15 protein-coding genes, 1 tRNA gene and 1 riboswitch are annotated in these 19,329 nt (G+C 60.9%); of the genes, 7 read left to right on the top strand and 9 right to left on the bottom strand.

Going from position 1 to position 19,329, the window contains the following annotated elements; all coding sequences use genetic code 11:
* Window positions 1-74 precede the first annotated feature (74 nt).
* From gltB to I7X09_RS28400, 4 genes are all read left to right on the top strand, one after another.
* Window positions 75-4,553: a glutamate synthase large subunit gene (gene gltB / locus I7X09_RS28415; RefSeq protein WP_200314810.1), complete on the top strand. Its 4,479-nt coding sequence runs from the start codon at window positions 75-77 to the stop codon at window positions 4,551-4,553.
* A complete protein-coding gene (locus I7X09_RS28410) occupies window positions 4,546-6,048 on the top strand; it encodes a glutamate synthase subunit beta (protein ID WP_200314808.1) in 1,503 nt (500 codons plus the stop codon). Before gltB ends, I7X09_RS28410 begins: the two co-directional genes overlap by 8 nt.
* A gap of 82 nt (window positions 6,049-6,130) precedes the next feature.
* Window positions 6,131-7,549 carry a pyruvate kinase gene (pyk, locus tag I7X09_RS28405; protein WP_003944038.1) on the top strand — a complete coding sequence of 473 codons (1,419 nt, stop codon included), beginning with the start codon at window positions 6,131-6,133 and terminating at the stop codon, window positions 7,547-7,549.
* Window positions 7,550-8,431, top strand: a complete 882-nt coding sequence (locus I7X09_RS28400; protein ID WP_124569818.1) for an acyl-CoA thioesterase — start codon at window positions 7,550-7,552, stop codon at window positions 8,429-8,431.
* A gap of 33 nt (window positions 8,432-8,464) precedes the next feature.
* Here I7X09_RS28400 and I7X09_RS28395 read toward each other — a convergent pair whose 3' ends face one another.
* Window positions 8,465-8,968 (bottom strand): SRPBCC domain-containing protein, encoded by a 504-nt coding sequence (locus I7X09_RS28395; protein ID WP_003944006.1) that lies wholly within the window; start codon window positions 8,966-8,968, stop codon window positions 8,465-8,467.
* Between the two features lie 174 nt (window positions 8,969-9,142).
* Window positions 9,143-9,223: riboswitch (ZMP/ZTP riboswitch) on the top strand.
* A gap of 22 nt (window positions 9,224-9,245) precedes the next feature.
* Here I7X09_RS28395 and I7X09_RS28390 point away from each other — a divergent pair.
* A complete protein-coding gene (locus I7X09_RS28390) occupies window positions 9,246-10,217 on the top strand; it encodes a bifunctional 5,10-methylenetetrahydrofolate dehydrogenase/5,10-methenyltetrahydrofolate cyclohydrolase (RefSeq protein WP_234036744.1) in 972 nt (323 codons plus the stop codon).
* Window positions 10,218-10,328: 111 nt separating this feature from the next.
* Here I7X09_RS28390 and I7X09_RS28385 read toward each other — a convergent pair whose 3' ends face one another.
* The 5 genes from I7X09_RS28385 to I7X09_RS28365 form a co-directional block, all read right to left on the bottom strand.
* Window positions 10,329-10,958, bottom strand: a complete 630-nt coding sequence (locus tag I7X09_RS28385; RefSeq protein WP_200314806.1) for an AMIN-like domain-containing (lipo)protein — start codon at window positions 10,956-10,958, stop codon at window positions 10,329-10,331.
* A 506-nt stretch (window positions 10,959-11,464) separates the two neighbouring features.
* Window positions 11,465-11,815: a hypothetical protein gene (locus I7X09_RS28380; protein WP_200314804.1), complete on the bottom strand. Its 351-nt coding sequence runs from the start codon at window positions 11,813-11,815 to the stop codon at window positions 11,465-11,467.
* A gap of 375 nt (window positions 11,816-12,190) precedes the next feature.
* Window positions 12,191-13,105, bottom strand: coding sequence for a hypothetical protein (locus tag I7X09_RS28375; protein ID WP_200314802.1), 915 nt, complete (start codon window positions 13,103-13,105; stop codon window positions 12,191-12,193).
* Between the two features lie 99 nt (window positions 13,106-13,204).
* Window positions 13,205-13,966 (bottom strand): TIR domain-containing protein, encoded by a 762-nt coding sequence (locus I7X09_RS28370; RefSeq protein WP_200314800.1) that lies wholly within the window; start codon window positions 13,964-13,966, stop codon window positions 13,205-13,207.
* Between the two features lie 128 nt (window positions 13,967-14,094).
* Window positions 14,095-14,168, bottom strand: a tRNA-Leu gene (locus tag I7X09_RS28365).
* Between the two features lie 107 nt (window positions 14,169-14,275).
* Here I7X09_RS28365 and I7X09_RS28360 point away from each other — a divergent pair.
* Together I7X09_RS28360 and I7X09_RS28355 are read left to right on the top strand one after the other, a co-directional pair.
* Window positions 14,276-14,893, top strand: a complete 618-nt coding sequence (locus I7X09_RS28360) for an ANTAR domain-containing response regulator (RefSeq protein ID WP_003944029.1) — start codon at window positions 14,276-14,278, stop codon at window positions 14,891-14,893.
* A gap of 216 nt (window positions 14,894-15,109) precedes the next feature.
* Window positions 15,110-16,441 (top strand): ABC transporter substrate-binding protein, encoded by a 1,332-nt coding sequence (locus tag I7X09_RS28355; protein ID WP_003944031.1) that lies wholly within the window; start codon window positions 15,110-15,112, stop codon window positions 16,439-16,441.
* Window positions 16,442-16,512: 71 nt separating this feature from the next.
* On the opposite strand, the gene I7X09_RS28350 is transcribed toward I7X09_RS28355, so the two are convergent.
* From I7X09_RS28350 to I7X09_RS28340, 3 genes are read right to left on the bottom strand one after another with little or no spacing between them, the layout of a single operon-like run.
* Window positions 16,513-17,319 (bottom strand): ABC transporter ATP-binding protein, encoded by an 807-nt coding sequence (locus I7X09_RS28350; protein WP_200314798.1) that lies wholly within the window; start codon window positions 17,317-17,319, stop codon window positions 16,513-16,515.
* Window positions 17,316-18,344 carry an ABC transporter ATP-binding protein gene (locus I7X09_RS28345; RefSeq protein ID WP_200314796.1) on the bottom strand — a complete coding sequence of 343 codons (1,029 nt, stop codon included), beginning with the start codon at window positions 18,342-18,344 and terminating at the stop codon, window positions 17,316-17,318. Before I7X09_RS28345 ends, I7X09_RS28350 begins: the two co-directional genes overlap by 4 nt.
* Window positions 18,337-19,326 (bottom strand): branched-chain amino acid ABC transporter permease, encoded by a 990-nt coding sequence (locus I7X09_RS28340; protein WP_003944088.1) that lies wholly within the window; start codon window positions 19,324-19,326, stop codon window positions 18,337-18,339. Before I7X09_RS28340 ends, I7X09_RS28345 begins: the two co-directional genes overlap by 8 nt.
* Window positions 19,327-19,329 lie beyond the last annotated feature (3 nt).

Here is a 19,329-nt window from a genome sequence, read left to right as displayed (position 1 = left end):
TTTCTCTCGCGACCTGCGGTTATGTGCTGATAAACTGGCGCACGTCGGCTGCATGTCCGCGTGGAGGTCGCCGAGTGCCGTTTTCTCTAATACCTGATCCTCGAGGCCTGTACGACCCCGATCAGGAAACCGATTCATGTGGTGTAGCCCTGGTAGCAGACACCTCTGGACGCCGCGCGCATTCCATTGTCGACGAGGCAATCGCGGTCCTGGGAAATCTCACCCACCGTGGCGCAGCCGGGCGCGAATCCAACAGCGGTGACGGCGCGGGGATCCTGATTCAGCTGCCGACGGAGTTATTCGACGCGGTGACCGAGTTCGAGCTTCCACCACCCAATGCGATGGGTGAGAACACCTACGCAGCCGGAAACTGCTTTCTTCCGGTGGATCAGGAAGCACATGACTGCGCGCTGGTCCGGATAGACCGGTACGCAGCGGAAGAAGGACTGCGGATTATCGGGTGGCGAGAGGTGCCGGTCGAGAGCGACTGCGTCGGAACCGTTGCCGCGCAGTGTGCTCCGTACATCAGCCAGTGTTTTGTGACGTGCGCCGAGCCACGAGAGCGCAGTGTGGGCGGAATTGCCTTGGACCGACGAGTGTTTGCGCTCAGGAGGCAAGTCGAACGGATCGACCAGGACGGGGCCGCGGTGTATTTCCCCTCGTTGTCAGCTCGAACGATCGTGTACAAGGGCATGCTCACGCCGGCGCAGTTGCCCGGATACTTCACCGACCTCCGTGACGGCAGGATGCGAACTGCCTTGGCCGTCGTACACAGTAGATACTCCACGAACACATTTCCCTCGTGGCCACTCGCACAGCCGTATCGCTGCATCGCTCACAACGGCGAGATCAACACGATTGTGGGAAACAGGAATTGGATGCGCGCTCGCGAGCCGATGCTGCGAAGCGCACTGCTCCATGGGGACATCGCTCGCCTGTTTCCGATCTGCACCCCGGGCGGATCCGACTCGGCGTCGTTCGACGAAGTGCTCGAGCTCTTGTCCCTCGGGGGCTGCAGCATGCAGCACGCCATCGCGATGATGATTCCCGGTGCCTGGGAGAACGATTCTTCGATGCCGGACGAGATGAGGGCCTTCTACCAATTTCATGCTTGCCTGATGGAACCGTGGGACGGTCCGGCGTCCGTGACTTTCAGCGATGGCACTGTCGTCGGGGCGGTGTTGGATCGCAACGGTCTTCGCCCAGGGCGGTGGTGGCGGATGAAGAACGGCCGTATCGTGCTGGCCAGTGAGAGCGGTGTGTTCGACGCTCCGACTTCCGAGGTGTTGGAGAAGGGGCGCCTCGAACCGGGACGCATGTTCCTCGTCGACACCGCTCGCCGTGGCATCGTTTCCGATACGGAGATCAAATCCGAACTCGCGAGCACAGCACCCTACCGGAGCTGGGTCGACGGAGGATTGGTCGGTCTCGAGGAGATCCCCGAGTCTGCACCTGCCCGAGGCGATCCGGCTCCGCTGTTGCAGAGGCAACTGCTCTTCGGATACCAGGCAGAGGACTTGCAGGAAGTTCTCCTTCCAATGGCTCGCTCAGGATCGGAGCCGTTGGGATCGATGGGTGTCGACACACCCCTGGCTGTTCTCTCGGATCGGCCGAAGCTGTTGTACGACTATTTCGTTCAGCTCTTCGCGCAAGTGACCAACCCGCCATTGGATGCGATTCGCGAGCAGGTTGTCACGACTCTCGCAACCACGCTCGGTACCGAGCAGAACTTGTTCGAAGCATCTGCCCGCTCGTGTCGGAGGATCGTTCTGCACAAGCCGGTGATCGGGCCGGTGGACATGAAGAGGATCACCGAACTCCACAGCCCTCGAACTCCGACATCCTTTGTCCTACCGGGACTGTTCGATGTTCGGGGCGGTCTGACCGAGGGTGTCGAGAGGCTTCGGGAGTCTGCCCGAACTGCCGCCGTCGACGGTATCGAGATTCTCGTGATCTCCGACCGTGGATCGGGCCCAGACCAGGCTCCCATTCCGTCGCTCCTCGCAGTATCGGCCGTGCACCACGATCTCGTTCGTCATGGCCTGCGGACCAAGGTGTCACTCGTCGTCGAATCAGGAGATGCCCGCGAACTTCATCACATCGCGCTCCTGATCGGATACGGTGCGGCGGCTGTTCATCCCTATCTTGCTCTCGAATCCGTGGAGGCACTCAGCGAGCAAGGCGAGCTTCCCGGGACAGATCGGAAGACCGCATCGGAGAACTATCTGAGAGCAACGAATTCCGGAGTGCTCAAGGTGATGTCGAAGATGGGCATAGCCACGGTTCACTCCTACACCGGCGCTCAGGTATTCGAGGCCGTGGGTTTGGGCCGGGCTTTGATCGACACGTACTTCTGCAACACACGAAGCCGGATCGGCGGGATCGGTATCACCGAAGTCGCGCGAGAAGTTCTGATGCGTCACGCGGCCACGTATCGCGCGGTGCAGCATCGGCAGTTGAGTAGCAGCGGAGAGTTCCGGTATCGCCGCGGTGGTGAATTGCATGTGTTCACACCCGAGTCCGTGTTCTTTCTCCAGCATGCGACCCGGACAGGGCGAAGTGAGATGTTTCGTCGCTACAGCGATGAAGTCGATCGACTGAGTGCGCAGGGCGGAACACTTCGGGGGCTGTTTCGATTTCGGCGTGGGATTCGTTCGCCGATTCCGCTCGATCAGGTCGAACCCGTCGAGATGATTCTCGCTCGATTCAACACCGGCGCGATGAGCTACGGTTCCCTCTCTGCCGAGGCGCACGAGACGATGGCGGTTGCGATGAATGCTCTCGGCGGACGTTCCAACACCGGTGAGGGCGGAGAGTCACCGGAGCGGTTGCGTGACGACAAGCGTCGTAGCGCTGTCAAGCAGGTCGCGAGTGGTCGCTTCGGGGTGACCAGCGATTACCTGGTCAATGCCACCGACATTCAGATCAAGATGGCCCAAGGTGCCAAACCAGGTGAAGGAGGCCAGCTTCCGGGGTCCAAGGTCTACCCGTGGATCGCGGAAACCCGGTACTCGACACCTGGAGTCGGGCTGATTTCTCCGCCACCGCACCACGACATCTATTCGATCGAGGATCTCGCCCAACTGATCTACGACCTCAGATGCGCAAACGATCGTGCGCGGATACACGTGAAGTTGGTCAGCGCAGTCGGAGTTGGGACTGTTGCAGCTGGTGTGGCCAAAGCGCACGCCGACGTGGTGCTGATCTCCGGTCACGACGGGGGGACGGGCGCGGCGGCACTCTCGTCCATCCACCACGCCGGTACGCCGTGGGAGATCGGGCTGGCCGAAACTCAGCAGACTCTGGTGCTCAACGGGTTACGCGATCGGATCGTCGTCCAGTGTGACGGGGGTTTGCGCACGGCGCGCGACGTCGTCGTCGCCGCGTTGCTGGGGGCGCAGGAGTACGGGTTTTCCACGGCGCCACTCGTCGCGGCCGGCTGCGTCATGATGCGGGTATGTCACCTCGACACCTGCCCCGTCGGAGTAGCGACGCAGAATCCCGAACTGCGCGAGCGATTCACGGGCCGGCCGGAGTACGTCGAGAACTTCTTTCGCTTCATCGCCGACGACGTACGACGGTTGTTGGCAGAACTGGGGTTTCGAAGTATCGACGATGCGCTGGGGCACGCAGACGTATTGGAAATGTCTCCGGCGGTGGCGCATTGGAAGAGTCGGACGTTGAACCTCTCACCACTCTTCGACGTTCCGGCCGCGCCGGCCGGCGCGGCCTACAAGCCGTGTGTACCTGTTTCGAGCGAACTCGAACGCACCCTGATCGAGTTCGCCGCGAACTCACTCGAGGACGCTCGACCCGTGCATATCGAACTGCCAGTACACAATACGGACCGAGCGGTGGGAACGAGGCTGGGCGCTGAGCTGACCAGACGCTACGGCGCTGGCGGGCTACCCGAAGGCACCATCGACATCGTGCTCAGCGGAACGGCAGGCCAGTCACTCGGTGCGTTCCTGCCGCCCGGCATCTCGCTGGTCGTAGTCGGCGATGCAAACGATTACGTGGGGAAGGGTCTCTCCGGTGGACGAATTGTGCTCCGGCCGAGTGAGGATGCACCCTTCGTGGCCGAGGAGCAGGTCATTGCCGGCAATACTCTGCTGTACGGCGCCACGAGCGGTGCACTCTATGCACGGGGGCGTGTGGGGGAGCGCTTCGCCGTGCGTAACTCGGGCGCGGTCGCTGTGGTGGAAGGCGTCGGAGATCACGCGTGTGAGTACATGACCGGGGGTCGCGTCGTGATACTCGGCCCAACTGGTAGGAACCTTGCTGCAGGCATGTCCGGCGGGCTTGCCTTCGTACTCGACTTGAACGCCGAGAAGGTCAACTGCGACATGGTGGTTCTCGAGCGGCCTTCGGCGGAAGACTGTCGTCGGCTGGTCGAGATTCTCGGTGATCATCTGGCCGCGACCGGCTCGTCGGTCGCTGCACAACTTCTCGACGACTGGGTCGGCCAGAGTCCTAGATTCACCAAGGTTCTGCCTGTCGACTATCGGAAGGTCGTGGAAGAGAACCAACTGGTGGAGCCGGCTCATGCCTGACCCACGTGGGTTCCTCAGCGTGAAACGATCCGGCGCACCGACCAGGCCGACCGATGTGCGAGTCGGGGACTGGGAATCGGTGTACGAGTCGATGGATCCCGTGGTGCGCAATCGAGACGTTTCTGCACAGGCCTCGCGATGCATGGACTGTGCTGTGCCGTACTGCCATTCAGCCGGGGTGGGCTGTCCGCTCGGCAATCTCATCCCGGAATGGAACGACCTGGTTCGGCGAGGTCGGTGGTCCGAAGCCTCGGAGAATCTGCATTCCACCAACAATTTCCCCGAGTTCACCGGACATCTGTGCCCCGCTCCGTGCGAAACGGCGTGCGTTCTCGCACTCGACGACGAGCGCACGTCGGGAGGTGTCACCATCAAACGCATCGAACAGGCGATCGTCGACAACGCCTGGGAGTCGGGTTTGTTGGGGCCACGGGCGCCCGTAGTTCACAGCGCCAACCGTGTTGCGGTAGTCGGTTCGGGACCGGCAGGACTGGCTGCGGCTCAACAACTGACACGCGCCGGACATCGTGTCACGGTGTTCGAGCGGAGTGATCGAATCGGGGGACTGCTTCGCTACGGAATCCCGGAATTCAAGTTGCCCAAAGCCTTGATCAACCGGCGACTGGCCCAGTTGACCGCCGAGGGGACCCGATTCGTCACCGGCTGCGCCGTCGGAGTCGACGTGAGCGCACAAGACCTCATGACGAAATTCGAAGCGACAGTCCTGGCGGTCGGGGCCGATCGTGCCCGAGACACCGACGTGCCGGGGCGTGGCCTTCGCGGAATCCATTGTGCGATGAAGTACCTGCGTGCCGCCAACCGTGAATGCGAGGGTGACGGCGCGTCGAGTATCTCGGCGCGAGGTGAGAACGTCGTGATCATCGGTGGCGGTGACACGGCGGCCGACTGCCTCGGCACGGTGCATCGCCAGGGTGCGCGCTCGGTGACGGAACTGGATTACCACGTCCCACCCCCGGGGCATCGCGATCGAGACCGCGACCCGTGGCCGTTGTGGCCGCGGATCGTACGCAGCTCCCCGGCAGACGAGGAGGGCAGTGACAAACGGTTCCGATGGGCGGCGCAGGAATTTCTCGACGACGGTGACGGTGCGGTTCGTGCAATCCGGATGGTTCCGGTCGCCGTGTCGTGGGGAGAGAACGGACAGCGGACCCTGGTGCAGACCGGGGACACGACGGATCTCGTGTGCGAGATGGTGCTGCTCGCTCTCGGATTCGACGGCGTCGAATCCGCGCCGCTGCTTACCGACCTCGATGTCGGCACCGATCCGCTCGGCAGAATCGAGTGTGATGTCGGGTGGCAGACCCGGACACCCGGCGTGTTCGTCTGCGGCGACGCGCATCGCGGGGCGTCGCTCGTCGTGTGGGCGATTGCCGAGGGGCGGTCGGCCGCACGTGCCGTCGACGTGTATCTCACCGGTGGGTCCGACCTTCCGTCGCCGGTACATCCGAAGGCATTTCCGCTGTTCGTGAGGTGAACAACTGAATCGAGTAAGAACAGAAAGTGCACGTCACAAATGCCGGATAGAAGTGCGGTGGGGTAGCGACTAGGCTCGAGCCGTGAACCGACGGACAAAAATTGTATGCACACTTGGACCTGCGACAGCTTCTGGCGACCGCATCCGTGAGCTCGTGGAGAGCGGCATGGACGTGGCTCGCCTCAACTTCAGCCACGGCGAGCATGCCGATCACGAAGAAAACTACATTCGCGTCCGCGCCGCGTCGGACGCCACCGGAAAGGCCGTCGGTGTTCTCGCCGACCTCCAGGGGCCCAAGATTCGCCTCGGCCGATTCAAGGACGAGCGGACCACCTGGGCCAACGGTGAAGAGGTTCGAATCACCGTCGACGACGTCGAGGGAACACACGATCGCGTCGGGACCACGTACAAGGAATTGGCGCGCGACGCCAAGGCCGGCGACCGACTGCTGGTCGACGACGGAAAGGTCGGCCTGGTCGTCACTTCCATCGACGGTAACGACGTCGTCTGTCGGGTCACCGAAGGCGGTCCGGTCAGCAACAACAAGGGCCTTTCGCTGCCCGGCATGAACGTCTCCGTTCCTGCCCTGTCGGGCAAGGACATCGCCGACCTCGAGTTCGCCCTCAAGCTGGGCGTCGACTTCATTGCACTCTCCTTCGTTCGCTCACCCGCGGACGTCGAATTGGTTCACGCCATCATGGATCGAGTCGGGCGCCGCGTTCCCGTCATCGCGAAGCTCGAGAAGCCCGAGGCCATCGACAATCTCGAAGCCATCGTTCTCGCGTTCGACGCCGTCATGGTCGCCCGCGGTGACCTCGGTGTCGAGTTGCCGCTCGAGCAGGTCCCGCTCGTTCAGAAGCGCGCAATCCAGATTGCTCGTGAGAACGCGAAGCCGGTCATCGTCGCCACGCAGATGCTCGAATCGATGATCGAGAACTCACGTCCGACTCGTGCAGAGGCGTCCGATGTCGCCAACGCCGTTCTCGACGGCGCGGATGCAGTCATGCTCTCGGGCGAGACTTCGGTGGGCAAGTACGTCATGGAAACTGTTCGCACCATGGCCCGCATCGTCGAGGCCGTCGAGAACGAATCAACCCGTGTCCCACCGCTGACCCACGTCCCGCGCACCAAGCGCGGTGTCATCTCGTACGCCGCACGCGACATCGGCGAACGTCTCGACGCCAAGGCCTTGGTTGCGTTCACTCAGTCCGGTGACACGGTGCGTCGACTGGCTCGCCTGCACACACCGCTGCCGTTGCTCGCCTTCACGCCGCTGCCCGCTGTGCGCAGTCAGCTGACGCTGACGTGGGGAACCGAGACGTTCCTGGTCGATGCAGTGGCCACCACCGACGAGATGGTGCGTCAGGTGGACAGTGCATTGCTCTCCCTCGGGCGGTACGTCAAGGGCGACCTCGTGGTGATCGTTGCCGGGTCCCCTCCGGGAACTGTCGGCTCCACCAACCTCATTCACGTCCATCGCATCGGCGAAGAGGACCACTGAGTGACCCACGCGAACGCGTCCACCGACCTCGGTACTCTCCTCGGTCTGTTGGATCTGGAGCAGATCGGTGAAGACGCGTTCCGTGGATACCACCCGAAACAGGTAGGTTCGCGGACGTTCGGCGGTCAGTTGGTGTCTCAGGCACTGATGGCCGCCGGACGGACCGTCGATGGTGATCGCCCCATCCATGCCGTGAACGCCCACTTCATTCGGGGCGGAGATGTCAAGGCGCCTATCGACTACCGGGTGGAGCGTCATCGCGACGGGAGGGCATTCGCCAATCGCCAGGTGACGGCCTATCAGGGTGAGAACGAATTGTTCGTGATGCTCGCGGCATTCCAGGACTCCGGCAAGGGGCTCGACCATGCTGTCGAGATTCCGGATGTTCCACTTCCGGAGTCGTTGCCTCCCATCGGCGATCATCTGGTGGGGTACGAGGAGAAGCTGCCGCATTTCAGTGCAGCGCTCAAGCCAATCGACATGCGGTACGCCAACGATCCGGCGTGGATCCTCAAAGGCACCGGCGAGAAACTCAACCACAATCGGGTGTGGATGCGCCCCGACGGTGATCTGCCGGACGATTCGCTCATTCATGCTGCGACGCTGGCATATTCGTCCGATACCACCGTGCTCGATTCGATTCTGACCACTCATGGTTTGTCCTGGGGTCATGATCGTATCGTCGCGGCGACGGTCAATCATTCGATCTGGTTCCATCGCCCGTTCCGGTTCACCGACTGGGTTCTGTACGCCACCGAATCGCCGGTCGCTGCGGGTTCGCGCGGTCTGGCAACCGGACGGTACTTCTCGGTGGAAGGACTGCTGTTGGCGACGGTGGTCCAAGAAGGAATGATCAGGCATTTCCCGCGTAAAGGGGAATGAGAAGCGGGCCCGAGACTGAACTCGGGCCCAGATTCAAGCGGACTTGCGATATTGCGGTGAGAGTTCGTCGGCTCGGTCCCACGGAGACCAGTCGACCTCGCGTCCATCGAGTTGGGCCGCAACAACTTCCAAGCCCGCGTGCCAACCGGCGGCGTGGGCGTACGCCGACTCTTCGTCTTCCATCGTGTGGGTGAGGGTCAGCCAACAGCCGCCGGTGCCGTCCGGCGCCAGTTCCCAATGCAGAGTATCTGCGTCCCAGAGGAATTCGAGAATTCGGTGCGGGTGGACGCTGATGACCGTCCCGCGCGTCACATGATCTGCGGGCAGTCCGAATCGCTCGACTTGTTCCGGTGTCACCTTGAACAGCAGATCCGCGCCTGGAGTGAGATTGAAATCGACGTCCGCCGGGAACCAGGCGTCGAGGTACTCGCGTTCCGTTATGACCTTCCAGACCTTGTCCGGTGCGTGCGGAATCGCCAATTGGAAGCTCAGTGACACCCGACCGTCATAGGTCAGGTTGATCTTGCCGTTGTCCATCGGTGCCTCCAATGCTTGGTGCCCGTGCGGTTGCCCCCATCGTGCCATCTAATTGCTTAGGATGGAATAACTGCAGGTCAGATCGTTACCTATTGATAGGTTCTGTCGATTTGTCTCGTTTTGAGAGCGGCGTTCTGGATGCGTTTCGTGGCAGTGAAACAAACGCGCGGTACGCTGACCATGCACGACTGGCGCGGGTGGGAATTACCACCGGGGAGTGCACATCGCGAGGCATCGACCGCCTGGGTGCTTCACACATCTTGTGTGAAGGGGATCCATGTCTACTGAAAAACTGCCTACTGAAAATCTGTCTACCGGAAATCTGCCCAGCCAGAACGCGCCCGCTCGAGTTATCGACGGACGCGCAATTGCCGATGCTGCGCTCTCGGACCTGTCGGTGCGCACCAGGCAGTTTCGTGATGAGACGGGGCACGTTCCTTGCCTGGCCGCCGTCATCGTGGGAGCGGACCCGGCGTCGAAGGCCTATGTGCGGATGAAGGCCAATCGGTCTGTCGCCGTTGGAATGACGTCGCGGACGGTCGAACTCCCGGTGAGTACAACCACCGAAGAACTCGTCGACGTGCTGAGAGCGTTGTCGGAGGATCCTGTGGTCGACGGCATACTGCTGCAGCATCCGGTGCCGGTCCATATCGACGAGCGGGTCGCGTTCGACGCGATCTCGGCCGACAAGGACGTCGACGGCGTTACCTCGGCTTCGTTCGCGGCAATGGCCTTGAACGGTGGGGGATTCGAATCGTGTACCCCGAGTGGCATCCTGCGCCTGCTCGACGCCACAGGCGTCGAACTCGCCGGAAAGCATGCCGTCGTGGTCGGCCGAAGCCCGATACTCGGATTGCCGATGGGGATGCTGCTCCTGCGTCGGGACGCGACAGTGACGTACTGCCATTCGCGAACCGTCGACCTTGCCGCCCACGTCGGTACGGCAGACGTCGTCATCGCCGCTGTCGGCGTTCCGGAACTGATCAAAGGGGCGTGGATCAAGCCTGGGGCAGTGGTGATCGATGCGGGGTACAACGCGGGCAACGTCGGAGACGTGGAGTACGCCGCCGCGCTCCCACATGCCGGTGCGATCACACCGGTGCCGGGTGGCGTCGGCCCCATGACGGTGGCGGTCCTGCTGGAACAAACACTGGCAGCAGCAGTTCGAGCAGCGGAAGTTCGGGCATGCAGTGAGAATCATGACAGTCGTGTTGAACCGGACCCCGCAATCGCCTCGGATCGATTGTGAGACCTCGGTTTCGAGACGGAGTATTCATCCGCCCCGCGATAACCGAATTACCGCGTCGAGCACCGCTGCGCTGGAATGGCTGAGCTGAGCGCGCAATTGGGTATTCGACAGTCAGCTGTCTGCTTTGGGGATGTCGATCGTCAACTGGGACGGTGAATCGGATGTCGATACGGTGTATGCCGGACGGGTGTCGACCGTCCCGACAAACGACTGCAGGATCGCACTGTTCCTGGCTGCACTGTCTATGCGCGTGATGTTTTCGCCCTCGTGAGATACGGAGTTGAGCGACGAATCCGATTGGACTCCCATCAGGTCGATTTGAAGTATCGATCGACTTCCGACGTCCACGACTGTGCTGTCACCCGCTCGGATTGCTTCACTGACGTCTTCGGTTTTCCAGAACACAGGTCCGCTTCCGTCGAAGCGATAGGTGATGCGGGTGAAACCATCGTGATTGATCACGTCGATCTCGGTCACATCGACGCGCGGAGTCGGTGAAGGGACCTCCGTGTCGTTCGGGAACGGGGGAGGCATGGAGATCTCGGTGGATGGGGCATCGATCGGGGGAGAGCCGACCTGAAGGGTGCCGGTCTGTGTTGCAGCATCGAGCACGGCCTGGGTGGAAGATTCGCCGGCAGTGGATTCGCCGGCAGTATTGGATTGACCGTCTGTTTGACACCCGGTGAGCAGCGCGAGAATCGATATGGCTCCGAGCAGAGCAATCAGCCGGTGACCGTTCATGGATCGAATCTAACGGCGGTCAATCTGGGGTACAGCCGAATGCCGAAACCTTGCGGTGCGGCCAGCTGCGGCAGGTGGTGCCCTCGGTGAGACTCGAACTCACACTGGACGGGATTGAATCCGCGCAAACGCATTTCCCCTGGACAGGGTTTGAACGACAAGGCTTACAGATCTTTACTTAAATACCATGGACAGAACCTGTTTTCGAGCCTTTGAAGCCTGAACCTGTAAGCCTTGTCGATCAAGGTACATCAAATCTGCTGCGAGCTACTGCGAGCTACTTTCTCGACTCGCAGTCGTCCCGTTGAGTCGGGTGTCTGGTTCTCCGGCGCGTGAGTGCGCCTGATGAAGCGAAATGGCGATCTGGCCATTGGCGCCATTGGAGGTTTCCCGACGATCTTGACCGTTCTGGGACCGACACCGAGACGGTCGGTTGGCAACCGCGCGCATGACGCTACAACTGCGCTCGTGGGCTTCCGCTCGCAGTCATCGCGATTCGTCTCGGACTACGCAGTGATGAGTTCTGCCACTCGATCGGCAGCACTTCCGATATCAGTCACATCGATAGCGGATGATTCAGCTTCGAGCGGCATGAGGACTTCATCGATCTGCCGATCCGAATTGTCCCCTGCCATGTAGAAGGTGAAGAAGTGCTTCGACACCGCTGCCGCACGCGCGGCGACGATCCGTGCACGTAGTTCGCGCGCCTTCGCTTCCGGATCACGTCCATTGATGTTGACTGCATCCATCAAGTGGACCTTGTCGTTGTGGTGGCGGAATTCGAATGGAACAGTGGACTCCCGTCCGTCGAAAAGTGCACGGACCTCCACCTTTTCCTCAAACTGAACATTGGCCATCGACAAGGCTTCTCGGGCCTGACTCAAAGATAGTCGTAGGCCTGTCGGTCAGTCGCCCTTCGCGTGGCGGTCAACCCCCGCAGCGTGGCGTGCGATTGCACGATTACGCCCGCCACACGTTCGCGTCGATGCAACTATCGGCGGGCGTCCACTTCATGCAAGTGAGCCAGTGGCTTGGCCACGCGCACTATTCGCTAACTCTCGATACCTACGGCGACTGGATTCCTTCGGAGGACGGAGGCGCGGGTAACCAGCTCCCCGAGCCGTCCGCCCCGCCTACTCCGATTTCGGTTGCGGCTGAACCGGTTCCGTCGAACGTGGTGCCGTTGTTTGGTCGACGATCAAGCTAAGCCTGGAGCGATTCCGTCATTCTGGCTACAGATAGCGATCGCGCCATCCGTCAATAGTCGGCTGAAGGCGATCGGGATAGTGGTTCGTGCGTCCGCTCGCGGGATCGGTTGATTGGGCTTCGAACAGTGCGATCGCACACTCCGTGCTGATGACTGCCGTGGCAATTGCGTCGGCCATCATCGCGAACAATGCGGACGGACCATTGACCAGATCAGTCGGCCAAGAATGGCCGTGCGTGAAGCTAGAACACACGCGATACTGCTGTTTCATAATTGTCGGAAAGTGCTTGCCGTCCATGTCAGTTGTGTGAAACGGCGGGTTGTCTTGGAGCCAGTTGGCGGCTTTACGAACCATTGCGGTGTAGCCCCCGCCCTTCTGCTGGGGCAGGGTGTCCAGCACGTCAAGCTCATCCTGATAGAACTGGTGCTGGCGCTTGGACTGCTCATATGATTTGTCTGGCATGACCAGCAGCTTGTTGTCGTGGGCGTTGATCGCCTCACTTTGAAACTCGCGGGCATGCTCGGTGCCAATACGCGCGAGCCCCGCCGCTCGAGCCCGTCGGGAGTCTCTATCTTCAGGACTCATAATCCAGATTGCTTGCGCAGACGACTCGAAGGCTGTTCTGCAGGAGGATAAGAACGACGGCGTGTGATGCTTGAACGGAGTGCGCTTCGCACCAGTCTCGAGAAGTATCTGTATGGATGCCAGCGCGTCTGTCGCATTCACGATCGGGAACAGGACGGTACCCGTCAGACCCTCTGGGATTTTGCTGTCGTAGCCGTCCTCGTCATCCTTGGCCATCGGAGTACCCGGATCTGCTCGGTGCGGCTGCAGTCCCCAAGGCTCGAGCGTTTGCCCCCTCTTTCCACGTTCAACAACTCGCCCCAGTGGCGGGGTGAGCAACGTTCCGAGTGCGTACAGAGCATCTGTTTCGTTCATGCACGGCACCGTACCCGCCAGCACCGACAAAACGGTCTGTTTTTTCCTGTGGACGGATCGTAGAGAGGCGTCGAGGAGTGCTGCGGGAGGATCGTGGAGCTAGGCAGACATGGCTTTGTCGAGGCTTGCATCGATTCCAGCGGCTTTGAGTTCGCGGACCAGCTCAAAACGCCAGGCTCCACCGACATCTAGCGCGGTGTACGCGAGCCCATCGATATCAGACGGGAGCTCCACGTTGCTCTCGTACAGCAGAGTTACTCGTTCGCGGCCTAGTTTCCCTGCGAAGTAACCCCATTCGAGAATTACGTTTTGTCTGGCCCTTGCATTGGTCGATGATGCTGTTCTGGTGCTTCCAATATCATCGGCCGTAGCGATCACTATGGCGAACCCGGCATTCGACGCCTCGCCCTCGAACTTCTCGAAGAGTGTTCGACCCCGATTCGGCCTGTCGCTGAGCAAAACTGGTTTCAAGCCGGTAGCGGCTTCGACGAAGCTGGCAACTTTCAATTTGTGCGCTTCATCGTGTCCGTGAACGATGAAGATGCCGTTGCCAGTTGGTGCCGAATCTGTGCTGGTTGGTTGTGGTTCGTTGAAGTCGAGTTCTGTAATTGCTGCCTCAATCAACGAGACACCGCGTTCCACTCCGGAGTTGAACGCGTTGCGGATAGAAGCATCTGAGGATGGAGAAAAATTGGTGGAGTAGGAAATCTTGTTGTACTGAAGCAGGGTCGTGTGATCGGCACCGAGGATGAGGCGCAGAATGGTGCTCGTCTGGGCGGTCCACGCTGATAGTTCACCTCTAAACTTGGGTGCCGTCTCGATCTGATAATTGAGCTTCGCTATCTTCTGCGCTGTATCCACGCCTTGGATTTTCTCACATGGGTGATCTAGCCCACCGCGCTCCGCTGATGGGTAGCGCGGGGGTAGCACGGTTATGTTGCGTGCAATCTAGAAATGCAAAGAACCGCCTGTTGCCAGGCGGTTCGTTGTGCCCTCGGTGAGACTCGAACTCACACTGGACGGGTTTTGAATCCGTTTCCTCTGCCAATTGGGATACGAGGGCTTGTTGCGATGACTACATTAGAAGATGCGATTTCAATGTCAAACACCGGTACCCTCTAATCGTTCGCGTCTCGTGTCGGGGCGGTTCGATGGAGGAGGATGGTGGCCATGAATTCGCCGCAGCCGCAAGGCAATCAGCTCGCACCCCGTCGTGTTGTCGTCGCTGAAGACGAGGCGTTGATCCGTATGGATCTGGTCGAGATGCTTCGCGAAGAGGGCTACGACGTCGTCGGTGAGGCCGGCGACGGGCAGGTCGCGGTGGAGTTGGCCGAGTCGCTCAAGCCTGATCTGGTCATCATGGACGTGAAGATGCCCAGGAGAGACGGCATCGACGCCGCTTCGGAGATTGCCGCCAAACGCATCGCTCCTGTTGTCATTCTCACAGCATTCAGTCAGCGCGAGTTGGTGGAGCGCGCGCGCGATGCCGGCGCCATGGCTTACTTGGTCAAGCCGTTCTCCATCAGTGACCTCGTTCCCGCCGTCGAATTGGCGGTCAGTCGTTTCCGAGAGGTGACGGCGCTCGAGCGTGAGGTCGCCGATCTGTCCGACCGGCTCGAAGCACGCAAGCTGATCGAGCGTGCCAAGAGTGTTCTGATGGTTCGCCAAGCGCTCACCGAACCCGAGGCGTTCAAGTGGATCCAGCGCGCGGCGATGGACAGGCGTTCCACGATGAAGGCCGTCGCACAGGTCGTGCTGGAAACCCTGGGCGGTGAACCGGACGCTTGAGCGAAGTGTCCGGAACCCGGCTGTATCGAGCAGCTGCGTCGACGTTCGAAACCTCGCGCAGCGCTACAGCCGTGTAAACACTGTGCGCCTTCAGATAACAGTCAGGTCACAGGGCTTTCTTGAAGGATCGCGAAACGGTTCCAAGGTCTAGCGTCTGATCCCACAGCGAGCGCCAGTTCGGGTGGCGCGAGCACCGGCTGATCTTAGGAGCGTGGGATGGCTAGACGAACACTTGTGCGTACTGCTGCAGTTCTCGGCGCGGCATCACTGGCACTTGCAGGCTGTAGCTCGGACAAGTCGGATGACTCGTCTTCGAGTGGCTCTACGTCCGGCGCTTCTGCCGCGACGACATCCGTCACGACCGATTGCACCCCGGAGCAGGCCAAGGCCGGCGCCACCCCGTCCACGGAAGCACTGCGCATCGGCACGCTTCTTCCCGACACCGGCAGCTTGTCGTTCCTCGGGCCGCCGATGGTCGCGGGCACCCAGCTGGGAGTCAACGACGTCAACGCAGCCGGAGGCGTTCTCGGCCAACCGGTCCAGCTGATTCCCGGCGATTCGGGGGACACCACAACGGACACCGCCAACACCACCGTCGACCGCGAATTGGCTGCAGGCACTCAGGTCATCGTCGGCGCCGCGTCATCGTCGGTCTCGCTCAAGGTGATCGACAAGATCGCCAGCGCAGGCGTCGTGATGTTCTCGCCTGCCAACACCTCGGACCAATTCGTTTGCTACCCCGACAAGGGCATGTACTTCCGCACCGCTCCGACGGACGTACTGCAGGCTCAGGCCGTCGCACAGCTCATTTCGGACGATGGCGGTCAGCGCGTAGCGATCATGGCCCTCAACGACCCGTACGGGACGGGTCTGGCGGACAACATCGAAAAGAATCTGATCGATTCGGGTGTCCCGTCCGATCAGATCGAGAAGATCATCTACGACCCGAACGCACAGTCGTTCAACTCCGAAGTCGATCAGGTCAAGAACTTCAATCCGGATGCAGTGGCATTGGTGGGCTTCGAAGAGTCGGCGAAGATCATCACGCGCATGCACGAAGTGGGCATCGGCCCGTCGGACGGAATGGCGATGTACGGCGTGGACGGCAACATGGGTAATGCGCTGGGCGAATCCGTGGCGAAGCCGTTGCTCGACACGATGCAGGGAACTACGCCCTTGACGGACGTCGGAGCTGCCTTCCAGGATCGTCTGAAGGCTGTGAACCCCTCCCTGATCGACTTCAACTACGCCGGAGAGTCGTACGACGCGGTGGTGATCTCAGCGCTCGCTGCCGAGCAGGCGAAGTCGACGGCCGGCACCGACATCGCAGCCAACATCAACAGCGTCACCGAAGGTGGCACCAAGTGCACGTCCTATGTCGAGTGCCTGCCGTTGGTGAAGGCGGGAACCGACATCGACTACGACGGGATCACCGGTGAGTTGGACTTCAACGATTCGGGAGAACCGTCCATCGGTTCGTACGGAAAGCTCAAATTCGGCCCTGAGAACACGCTGACCACAGAAGGATTCGTGGTCGTGGGCAAGTAAGTGGTGTGCAAGTAAGCAGTCGACGAGAACGGGCCAGGGTCGCGAGACCCTGGCCCGTTCTCGTGTCCTTCCTACTTCTCTTTGCTTCCGGCGAGCGTTCCCAGGTACAACTCGATCACCTTGGGGTCGTTCATCAGATTGGCGCCGGTGTCGGTGTACGCGTTCTTACCCTGATCGAGTACGTAGCCGCGGTCGCAGATCTGAAGGCAGCGGCGCGCGTTTTGCTCGACCATGATGACCGAGACACCCGCAGCATTGATCTTCTTGCAGCGGATGAACACCTCGTCCTGGAACATCGGGGACAGACCCGCGGACGGTTCGTCGAGGAGCAGAACGGACGGATCCATCATCAGGGCGCGGCCCATGGCGACCATCTGACGTTCACCACCGGAGAGTGCCCCGGCCTTCACCTTTCGTCGTTCACTCAGCAGCGGGAACAGCTCACTCACGAAGGCGAATCGTTCCGCGAAGGCCTGGGGTCGCAGATAAATCCCCATTTCTAGGTTTTCTTCGATAGTCAGAGTCTGAAAGACGTTCTGTGTCTGAGGGACGTACCCGACTCCCTTCTGGACGAGGACATGGGCGGGCGCAGATGTGATGTTGTCCTCGCGGAGGGTGACCGACCCTTCGCGTACCGGTATCAGTCCGAACAGTGATTTCAGGAGTGTCGATTTGCCTGCGCCGTTCGGTCCGATGATCCCGACGATTTCTCCTTCCTTCAGGAAGAAGTTGCATTCACGCAGGATGTTGACGCCGGGAATGTAGCCCGCGACGAGGCTGTCGGCGCGGAGCAGGGCACCGGCCGACAGTCGCTGATGCTCCTCGGCAGTTGCGGCGAATTCTGCAGGCGTGAGTGAACGTGCTTGGTTCTCGCTCATGGCTTCTCGTGCCTTCCGCGCGGTTCCTCGGGACTCGATTCCAGCGCAGCGGCGAGATCGGCCGGAAGGTTGTCGATGTCGGGCTCCGACAGATCCCCACCTGTTTCGAGGGTTTCGACCTCGGCTTCAGCCAGAGCGGCGGCCAGAACGGCCGTCTCGCCCACCGGATTTCCGTTGTCGTCGAACTCGAGGGCCTGGTCATGGTGGCTGCCCAGATATGCGTCGACGACGGCAGTGTTGGACGAGAGCTCGTCCGGGGTGGATTCGGCGATGACGCTGCCCTGTGCCATGACCACCACCCAATCGCTGATGTCTCGGATCACGTCCATGTCGTGCTCAACGAACACGACCGTCATTCCGTCGTCGCGCAGTGACTTGATGTGTCCGAGCAGGCTTTGCGTCAGAGCAGGATTGACCCCGGCCATCGGTTCGTCGAGCATCACCACCGAGGGAGAGGTCATGAGTGCGCGAGCCATTTCGAGCAGTTTGCGCTGCCCACCGGAGAGTGAACCGGCGAGGTCGTCTGCCTTGGTGTCGAGTTTGAATCGTGCGAGGAGTTCGTTGGCGCGTTCGGTGATCTCGCGTTCCTGCCCTTTCCAGATCCACGGGACGAGAGAAGCGAAGATGCGTTCACCTCGTTGGCCGGTGGCACCCAGTCGTACGTTGTCCAGCACCGTGAGTTTGGAGAGCGCCTTGGTCAACTGGAACGTCCGTACCACTCCTTTCCTGGCTACCTGGTGGGGATACATGCGGCCCAGCGATTGACCGTCCATCGACCACGTACCGGTGTCCGGCCGGTCGAATCCGGTGAGGAGGTTGAAGAGCGTCGTTTTTCCAGCACCGTTGGGGCCGATCAGACCCGTGATGCACCCGCGTTGAATCTCGAGGTGATCGACGTCGACAGCCTTGAGACCGCCGAACGTCCGCGAGACGTGGTCAGCGACCAATACCGGGTCGGGTTTCGCCGATCCGGGAAGGTGAGGAACGTCGGCAAAGATCTGTGCTCTGGTATCGGCGTCAAGCATTGAGTTGCACCTCCCGCTTGTTACCCAGTATTCCCTGCGGTCTGAAGACCATCAGGAGAGCGATCATCAACCCGAGCAGGACATACCTGGTGGCTCCGACTTGCTGTTCCGTCAGTGAAAGCAGCGGATTTTCGCCGGAGATCGCCTGACGCAACAATGCATCAGGGATCGCGAGAAGGAACCAGAACAACATTGCGCCGACCACCGGGCCGAATACCGTTGCCGCCCCGCCCAGAATCAGCGCGCCGAACGCGAAGAACGTCTGCGCGGTCGAGTAGAAGTCCGGGTTGATGGACTTGGTCTGCAGGGCGTTGAACACACCGGCCAGACCACCGATCACGCCGCCGAGAACCAGCGCCTGCATCTTGTACACGAAGACGTTCTTGCCCAACGATCGCGCTGCGTCCTCGTCTTCACGCACCGCCTTGAGGACACGCCCCCACGGACTGTGCGTCAACAGGTAGACGAATCCGCACAAGATCAACACGAGGGTCCATCCCACGACCATCGACCAGAGGTCGTCTCCGTAGAACTTCACGCCGAGAAACGAGTACTGCTTGGCCGAGTCGAAGGGGCTCAGTGCGGTGAACGGGTCTGCGAAACCGAACAGGCCGTTGGTGGAACCGGTCACCGAATCCGACGCGGTCGAGCGGAAGATCAGACGCAGGATCTCCGACGCGGCGATGGTGACGATGGCGAGATAGTCGGCGCGCAGACGCAGCGTCGGGATACCGAGCACGAGTGCGAGGAGACCGGCTGCGGTGAGTCCGACGAGGATGCCGAGCCACAACGGCTGGTCGTAGGTCACGGTCATGATGCCGACGCCGTAGCCGCCCAGGAGGGCGAAACCGATCTGACCGAAGTTGAGCAGTCCGGCGTAGCCGAAGTGCAGGTTCAGCCCGATTGCCAGCAGTGCGTAGAAGATTGCCGACGGCCCGATCAACTGGGCGAAGGAAACCTGGAAAGCTCCCATGATGTCCATATT

This window comes from Rhodococcus sp. P-2, assembly GCF_016598535.1.
GTDB lineage: Bacteria > Actinomycetota > Actinomycetes > Mycobacteriales > Mycobacteriaceae > Rhodococcus_F > Rhodococcus_F baikonurensis.
Note: the sequence above shows the minus strand (reverse complement) of the source record. Positions and strands in the feature narration are given on the sequence as shown.

What these genes read in the sequence shown, in the direction of transcription:
- I7X09_RS28390 (WP_234036744.1), top strand. Translation starts at nt 9,246, where the DNA reads ATGTCTACTGAAAAACTGCCTACTGAAAATCTGTCTACCGGAAATCTG.
- I7X09_RS28355 (WP_003944031.1), top strand. Translation starts at nt 15,110, where the DNA reads ATGGCTAGACGAACACTTGTGCGTACTGCTGCAGTTCTCGGCGCGGCA.
- I7X09_RS28385 (WP_200314806.1), bottom strand. Translation starts at nt 10,958, where the DNA reads ATGAACGGTCACCGGCTGATTGCTCTGCTCGGAGCCATATCGATTCTC.
- I7X09_RS28410 (WP_200314808.1), top strand. Translation starts at nt 4,546, where the DNA reads ATGCCTGACCCACGTGGGTTCCTCAGCGTGAAACGATCCGGCGCACCG.
- I7X09_RS28360 (WP_003944029.1), top strand. Translation starts at nt 14,276, where the DNA reads ATGAATTCGCCGCAGCCGCAAGGCAATCAGCTCGCACCCCGTCGTGTT.
- I7X09_RS28340 (WP_003944088.1), bottom strand. Translation starts at nt 19,326, where the DNA reads ATGGACATCATGGGAGCTTTCCAGGTTTCCTTCGCCCAGTTGATCGGG.
- I7X09_RS28395 (WP_003944006.1), bottom strand. Translation starts at nt 8,968, where the DNA reads ATGGACAACGGCAAGATCAACCTGACCTATGACGGTCGGGTGTCACTG.
- I7X09_RS28345 (WP_200314796.1), bottom strand. Translation starts at nt 18,344, where the DNA reads ATGCTTGACGCCGATACCAGAGCACAGATCTTTGCCGACGTTCCTCAC.
- I7X09_RS28375 (WP_200314802.1), bottom strand. Translation starts at nt 13,105, where the DNA reads ATGAACGAAACAGATGCTCTGTACGCACTCGGAACGTTGCTCACCCCG.
- I7X09_RS28350 (WP_200314798.1), bottom strand. Translation starts at nt 17,319, where the DNA reads ATGAGCGAGAACCAAGCACGTTCACTCACGCCTGCAGAATTCGCCGCA.
- I7X09_RS28380 (WP_200314804.1), bottom strand. Translation starts at nt 11,815, where the DNA reads ATGGCCAATGTTCAGTTTGAGGAAAAGGTGGAGGTCCGTGCACTTTTC.